This window comes from Isoptericola sp. NPDC057391, assembly GCF_042668085.1.
Classification (GTDB): Bacteria; Actinomycetota; Actinomycetes; order Actinomycetales; family Cellulomonadaceae; genus Isoptericola.
In genome coordinates, this window is sequence record NZ_JBHVBO010000284.1 from 2,402 (window position 1) to 3,532 (window position 1,131).

General features: G+C 76.9%; 1 protein-coding gene. It reads left to right on the forward strand.

Features of this window, described 5'->3' with window-relative positions; genetic code table 11:
• Window positions 1–186 precede the first annotated feature (186 nt).
• Window positions 187–1,131 (forward strand): DNA translocase FtsK 4TM domain-containing protein (locus tag ACFUVW_RS20250; protein ID WP_430573093.1); only part of this gene is annotated, 945 nt, incomplete at its 3' end.

The window sequence follows — 1,131 nt, forward strand, 5'->3', positions numbered from 1 at the left end:
GGGGGGGGGGGGGGGGGGCCGGGGGGGGGGGGGGGGGGCGGCGGGGGGGGCCCCCCGGGGGGGGGGACGGGGGGGGTGGGGGCGGGGGGCGCGGGTACCGTGGGGGGCATCATGGCGACCCGGACACCCGCCCGCAGGATCACCGGGACTCCGCGGGGGACTTCACGAACGGGGCGGACCGCATCCGTGGCCGCCCCGACCCGGCGCGCGCCCGCCCGGTCCTCCTCGGGCCGCTCGTCGTCCGGCCGCTCGTCGGGCAAGGGTTCCGGCCGGGGCACCGGCACGCGCAAGGCGCCGGCGCGACGACCACCGGTACGGTCGGGGCCGTCGAGCCAGTCATGGCCCGTCCGGGCGGTGCGCGGCCTCTACCTGGGCGTCGCGCACGGGCTCGGCGGCCTGACCCGCAGCATCACCAAGGGAGCAAGAGACCTGGAACCCGAGCACCGCCGAGACGGCGTCGCCTTCTTCCTCATCGCCCTCGCGTTGGTCGTGGCCGCGCGCGAGTGGTGGGGGATCTCCGGCACGTTCGGCACCGTCGTGCACGCCGTCGTCGCCGGCACCGTGGGGCTGGCCGGCGTGGCCGTCCCCGTGCTGCTCCTGTGGCTGGGGTTCCGCGTGATGCGGCACCCCGAGCGGGGGCAGGCGAACTCCCGCGTCGCCATCGGCCTGATCTTCGTCGTCGTGTCGGTGTGCGCGCTCGTCGCGATCGCCGAGGGCACCCCTGCCCCGGCCGACGGCTTCGAGGCCCTGCAGGACGCGGGCGGCATCATCGGCTACCTGGCCGCGACCCCGGTCGTGACCGGGCTGACCGAGTGGGTCGCCGTCCCGCTGTTCCTGCTCCTGGGCTTCTTCGGCATCCTCGTGGTCACGGCCACCCCGGTGCACCGCATCCCCGAGCGGCTGCGGGGCCTGTACGACCGCCTCACCGGCAACCATCGCGAGGAGCCGGTCGAGGACGACGGGCTGGCGCTCGCCGAGGGTGTCTCCCGGCACGACGGCACCGACCCGGCGCCGCGCAAGAAGCGGACCCGCAAGACGAAGGCCCAGCGGGCCGCGGAGGCGGCCGCCGCCGACGGGCTCGACGAGTACGTCGGCGACGAGGCCTTCGAGAAGGCCGCCACGCTCGAGAAG